Genomic DNA, 6,446 nt, shown 5'->3' on the forward strand with positions numbered 1-6,446 from the left:
TCGCTGATCGACGCGGACGCGCGCGGCGAGGGGGTGATCAGGTGGCCGGGAACACCACGCGGAGCCCGGACGGGTGGGGTGCCTCCTGCGGCTCCACCTCGGATGACCCGTTCAGCTCAGCCGCACCACCGGCTTGATCGATACACTGGGCGCGTGGCCCCCTCCGCCCCCGACGGAGGGGGCTTCTTCGTCGGGGTGAGCGGGCGGCGGACCGCCGACCGGCCCGCCGCCCACCGGCTCAGGACATGGCCTCGCGCAGCGAGCGCGGGCGCATGTCGGTCCACACCTCGTCCACGTGCGCGGCGCACTCCTCGCGGGTGCCGGTCGTGCCGTCCGCCCGCCAGCCCGCCGGGACCTCGTGGTGCGCGGGCCACAGCGAGTACTGCCCCTCGTCGTTGACCAGCACCTGGTAGGTGATGTCGTCCCTCATGCCGTCTCTTCCTTCCTCTCCGCGTACCGGCGCAAGGTCGGGCTGACCGTGACGAACGCCGTGACGAGTGCGATGCCCGCGGCGCACACCAGGACCGCCTGGTGCGCGGGCAGGAGTTGGGTGAGCGCGCCCCCGACCAGCGGGCCCGCGGCCCCGGCCGTGCCGACCACCACGGCCAGCACGCCGCTGAGCCTGCCGCGCAGCTGATCGGGGGTGAGCAGGAGCTGGTGGGTGCTGATGGTGGTGTTCGCGGTGGGGGCCAGGAACGCCATCCCCGCGAACAGGGCGCCCAGCAGGTAGCCGTCGTGGACCGGGGCCGCCAGCGGGGTGAGCAGGGTGACCGCCCAGAACACCGCCGCGATGGACTTGTGCGGGCCGAGCACCCGGTGCAGCCGGGGCGCGGCCAGCGCGCCCAGCACACCGCCCACGCCCAGCATCGCGGCCATGACGCCGATCTCGGCCTTGGCCACGCCGCGCTGCTCGGCCAGCACGATCACCACGACGTAGAACGCCGTGAAGAACAGGTTCAGCACGACCGCGCACGCGGCCGTGGCGCGGACCTCCCGGTGCCGCCACACCCAGCGCAGCCCCTCGCCGATCTCCCGGAGGAAGTGGCGCTCGGCGCTCGGGCCGCGCGGCGAGGGCGGCACCCGCAGGAACAGCAGGGCCAGGAACGCCGCGCAGTGGGTGAGCAGGTCGACCAGGAACGGCAGCCAGCGGGTGACCGCGAACAGCGCGCCGCCCAGCGCGGTGCCCGCCATCTGGCCCAGCGACGAGCGCGCCGAGTTCATCGCCACCGCCGTGGCCAGCTGCTCGTCGGGCACCAGCTTGGGCAGGCAGGCGTCCTCGGCGGGCTCGAACAGCGCCCGGCACACCCCCAGCACCGCCGCCACCGCCACCATGTGCGCGACGGTGGCGGTGTCCAGCCAGATCGCCACCACCAGCCCGCCCAGGGCCAGCACCTGCGCCGCCTCGCAGGCCAGCATGATCCTCCTGCGGTCCCAGCGGTCCACCAGCGCCCCCGCGGGCAGCCCGGCCAGCAGCTGCGCGGTGGCGTCGGCGGAGAGCACCAGGCCCGCGGCCACCGGCGAACCGGTGACCGCCAGCACCAGCAGCGGGAACGCGATCATGGTGGCGCTGAACCCGACCTCGGCCAGCGCCTGGCCGCTCCACAGCAGGGTGTAGTTCCGGTTGCGCGCCAGGGGAGTGGTCACAGCGCGCCCCGGCAGTCCTCGGCGATGGCGCGCAGCGCGTCGGCGAAGTCGTCGGCGACCCGCCGGATCACGGCCTCCTCGTGCACCTCGGGGTGGAAGTACCAGAGGAACCCGAGCCGTCCGCCGCCCGCTTCGCCCACCACGTCGATCAGGTGGTGGCCCGCGTCGGCCGGGTCGTGGTCCTGGCCGATCGAGGGGTGCACCGCGCGGTAGAGGCCCTCGCCCCCGGAGCCGCCGGAGTCGAACTGGCCCAGGTAGTTGAACGAGACGGCGGGGGAGGGGCCGACCTCGCCCAAGCGGCCGTGCTCGCGCAGCGCGCTGTAGCCGAAGCCGTTGCCGGGCACCGCCCGCAGCTGCCTGCGCACCGCCTTGACCAGGTCGCGCCAACCGCCCTCCGGCACCTCCAGCGCCACCGGGTAGACCGTGGTGAACCAGCCGACGGTGCGCGACAGGTCCACCCCGTCGAACACGTCCTCGCGGCCGTGCCCCTCCAGGTCCACCGCCACCCGGTCGCCGCCGGTCCAGCGGGACAGCGCCCAGGCCAGCGCGGCCAGCAGCACGTCGTTGATCCGCGTGCGGTACGCGGCCGGGGCGCCCCGCAGCAGCGCGTCGGTGTCCTCGGCGGACAGCTGCACGGCGACGGAACCGGTCGGCCCGGACGGGGTGGCCGCGCCGGGGACCTCGGCGGCGTCCAGGGCGCGGGTCCAGTGCCCGATCTCCTCGTCCAGGCCGCCGGAGCTCACGTGCTCCTCCAGCCTGCGCGCCCACTCCTGGAACGACGTGGTCTTCGCGCCCAGGGAACCGCCCCGGTAGGCGGTCTCCAGGTCGTCGAGCAGGATGCGCCAGGACACACCGTCCACCACCAGGTGGTGGCCCACCAGCAGCAGCAGCGGCCCCCGGTCGGGCAGCTCGAACAGCACCGCCCGCAGCAGCGGCCCCGTGGCCAGGTCGAAGCTCGCGTGGACCTCGTCCGCGACCGCCTCCATCTCCGCCTCGTCGGCCACCCGGCGCACCTCCAGCACCTCGACCGGCTCCACGTCGGCGTTGTGCTGCCGCCACTGCCCGTCCACCCGCTCGAACCGCATCCGCAGCGCGTCGTGGTGGGCCGTCAGCGCGGCCAACGCCCGCCGCAGCGCCTCGACGTCCACCGCCGGGTCGAGCTCGACCAGGTGCGACTGGTTGAAGTGGTGCGGGCTGCGGCGCTGGGAGCCGAAGAACCAGCGCTGGATGGGGGTCAGCGGCACCGGCCCGACCACCGGCGCGTCCGCGTCGGTCCGCTCGGCCTCCACCCGCACGTGCGGGGCCAGCTCGGCGATGCTCTGGTGCACGAACAGGTCCTTGGTGCTGAACCGGTAGCCCGCCTGCCTGGCCCGCGCCACCACCTGCATGGACAGGATGGAGTCGCCGCCCAGCGCGAAGAAGCTGTCCGCCACGCCCACCTCCGGCAGGCCCAGCACGTCGGCCCACACCGCGGCCAGCGCCGCTTCCACCGGGTCGCGCGGCGGGACGTGGCTCGCGGTCAGCGCGGCGGTGAAGTCGGGCTCGGGCAGCGCCTTGCGGTCCACCTTGCCGTTGGGGCTCATCGGCAGCGCGTCCAGCGCCACGAACACCGACGGCACCAGGTAGTCCGGCAGCGTCTCGCCCAGGAACTCCCGCAGCTTGGCCGTCTCGCCCACCACGTAGGCCACCAGCCGCTTGTGCCCCCTCGCGTCGGCGCGGGCCACCGCCACCGCCTCGCGGACGTCCGGGTGGCGCAGCAGCGCCGTCTCGACCTCGCCCAGCTCGATGCGGAAGCCGCGGATCTTGACCTGCTCGTCCGCCCGGCCGACGAACTCCAGCTCGCCACCCTTGGTCCAGCGCACCACGTCGCCCGTGCGGTACATGCGCTCGCCCGGCTCCCCGAAGGGGTTGGCCACGAACCGGGAGGCGGTCAGGCCGGGGCGGTCGAGGTAGCCGCGGGCCAGGCCGACCCCGGAGACGTACAGCTCGCCGGGCACCCCCACCGGCACCGGTTGCAGCTCGGCGTCCAGCACGTGCGCCCTGGTGCCGGGGATGGGGCGGCCGATCGGCGGGATGCCGCCCGGTTCCAGCGCGCCGCTCCACGTGGCGACCACGGTGGACTCGGTCGGCCCGTAGGCGTTGACCATCCTGCGGCCCGGCGCCCAGCGCTCCACCAGGTCCGCCGAGCAGGCGTCGCCGCCCACCACCAGCGAGCGGAAGTGCGGCAGCGCCACGTCGGGCAGCGTCGCCAGCGCCACCGGGGGGATCAGCGCGTGCGTGACCCGGTACTCCTCCAGCACGTCGGCGAGCTGGTCGCCCAGCAGCGGACCCGGTGGCGGCACGACCAGCGCCGCGCCGGCGGGCAGCGCCATGCACAGCTCCAGCACCGAGGCGTCGAAGCTGGGCGAGGAGAACTCCAGCACCCGGTCGCCCGGCCGCACGTCCAGGTGCGCCACCTCGGCCGCGGCGAAGGTGGCGATGCCCCGGTGGGTGACCACGACGCCCTTGGGCCTGCCGGTGGAGCCGGAGGTGTAGATGACGTAGGCCGGGTGGTCGGCTCCGACCACGACCTCGGGGTCGGTGTCCGGGCAGGACGCGGTGTCCACCGGGCCGTCCAGCACCAGCAGCGGCTTGGCGTCGTCGAGCATGAACGCGATCCGCTCGGCCGGGTAGGACGGGTCCACCGGCAGGAACGCGGCACCCGCCTTGAGCACGGCCAGCTCCGCCACCAGCAGCTCCACCGAGCGGGGCAGCCGCAGCGCCACGATCCGCTCCGGCCCCGCGCCCCGCGCCAGCAGCCAGTGCGCCAGCCGGTTGGCCCGCGCGTTCAGCTCCGCGTAGGAGAGCTCCTGCTGACCCACCAGGGCGGGCGCGTCGGGCGTGCGGGCCACCTGGGCCCGCACCAGCTCGGCCAACGGCGTGGCGGGCAGCCCCCGACCGGTGTCGTTCCACGACGCCAGCAGCGCCGACTCGGACTCCGGCAGCACCGGCAACATCCACAGTGGACGGTCGGCGTCGGTGGCGATGCCGCGCAGCAGCACCGACAGGTGCTCGGCCAGGCGCACGACGGTCGAGGAGTCGAACAGGTCGGTGTTGTACTCGATCGACCCGGCCAGGCCGCCGTCGGGCTCCTCGGTGAACTCCACGGTGACGTCGAAGGCCGTGGAGACCACCGGCTGGGCCACGTCCTCGGCGTCCAGCCCGGCGAACCCGGCCGCCTGCGGCGCGTTCTGCAGCGCCACCACCGCCTGGAACAGCGGCGTGCGGCTGGTGTCGCGATCCGGCTGCACCGCGTCCACCACGCGCTCGAACGGCACGTCCTGGTGGGCGAAGGCGTCCAGCACCGTCGCGCGCACCCGGTCCAGCAACTCCGGGAAGCGGGCCTGCGGGTCGATCCTCGCGCGCAGGGCGAGCGTGTTGACGAAGAACCCGACCAGGCCCTGCACCTCGGGCCGCTCGCGCCCGGAGGCCACCGTGCCCAGCGCGAAGTCCTCCTGGCCCGACCAGCGGTGGAACAGCACCTGGCAGGCCGCGACCAGCGCGGTGAACAGCGTGCCGTCCCGACCGCGGGCCAGCTCGCGCAGCGCGTCGGCGACCTCGGCGGGCACCGCGAACTCCACCTGCGCGCCCGCCGAGGTCTGCACCGGCGGTCGCGGGCGGTCGGTCGGCAGCTCCAGCGCGGGCACGTCGGCCAGCTGCTCGCGCCAGTACGCCAGCTGCCGCTCCAGCGGCTGCCCGCGCTGCCACGCCGCGAAGTCGACGTACCGGACGGGCGGCTCGGGCAGCGCGTTCCCGGCGTAGAGCTCGGCCAGGTCGCCGATGAGCACCCCGCCGGACCAGCCGTCGGTGATGATGTGGTGCATCGTCAGCGCGAGCACGTGCTCGTCCGGGGCGACCCGCACCAGCGCCGGGCGGAACAGCGGGCCCTCGGTCAGGTCGAACGGCTCCACCGGGGGCAGCGAGTCCAGCACCGGCAACCGCACCTCGTGCGGCGGGCGGACCACCTGCACCGGCAGCCCGTCCACCGCCGGGAACACCGTGCGCAGCGACTCGTGCCGCGCCACCAGCGCGGTCAGCGCCCGCTCCAGCCTCGGCACGTCCAGCTCGCCGCGCAGCCGCACCGCCAGCGGCGTCGCGTACTCGGTGCCACCGGGGGAGAACTGGTCCAGGAACCACAGGCGCTGCTGGGCGAACGACAGCTCGAACGGGCCGTCGCCATCGACCCTCGGGATGACCTCGGCGGGACCGGTTCCCGACAGGGCGGTGGCCAGCGCGCCCACCGTCGGGTGGTCGAACAGCGCACGGGGCGACAGGTCGCCGCCGAACTCCTCGCGCAGCCGCGACACCACGCGGATGCTCAGGATGGAGTCGCCGCCCAGGGTGAAGAAGTTGTCCCGCGCGCCGACGCGGTCCAGGCCCAGCACGTCCGCCCACACCCGCGCCACCACCTCTTCGGCGGGGGTGCGCGGCTCCACGTACTCGTCGGAGGCGTCGCGCTCGGGCGCGGGGAGGGCGGCGCGGTCGAGCTTGCCGTTGTTGTTCAGCGGCAGCGCTTCCAACGTGACGAACGCGGTGGGCACCATGTAGTCGGGCAGCGACCGGCTCGCGTGCTCCCGCAGCTGCGCTGAGGTCGCCGAGCCCACGACGTAGGCGACGAGCCGCTTGACCTCCGGCTCGTCCTCGCGGACGACGACCGCCACCTGCCGCACCTCGGCGTGGGCCTTGAGCACGGCTTCGATTTCGCCGGGTTCGATGCGGAAGCCGCGGATTTTGACTTGGTGGTCGGCGCGGCCGTGGTAGTG

At 74.5% G+C, this 6,446-nt stretch carries 3 protein-coding genes; all 3 read right to left on the reverse strand.

Going from position 1 to position 6,446, the window contains the following annotated elements:
• Positions 1–238 precede the first annotated feature (238 nt).
• Entirely contained in the window at positions 239–430 is a 192-nt protein-coding gene (locus tag IEZ00_RS33645; RefSeq protein WP_189227424.1) for an MbtH family protein, read from the reverse strand.
• Positions 427–1,644, reverse strand: a complete 1,218-nt coding sequence (locus tag IEZ00_RS33650; RefSeq protein ID WP_189227425.1) for an MFS transporter — start codon at positions 1,642–1,644, stop codon at positions 427–429. Before IEZ00_RS33650 ends, IEZ00_RS33645 begins: the two co-directional genes overlap by 4 nt.
• A partial coding sequence (locus IEZ00_RS33655; RefSeq protein WP_189227426.1) for a non-ribosomal peptide synthetase occupies positions 1,641–6,446 on the reverse strand: 4,806 nt, incomplete at its 5' end. The genes IEZ00_RS33655 and IEZ00_RS33650, both read right to left, overlap by 4 nt.

Source organism: Saccharothrix coeruleofusca (assembly GCF_014648515.1).
Classification (GTDB): Bacteria; Actinomycetota; Actinomycetes; order Mycobacteriales; family Pseudonocardiaceae; genus Actinosynnema; species Actinosynnema coeruleofuscum.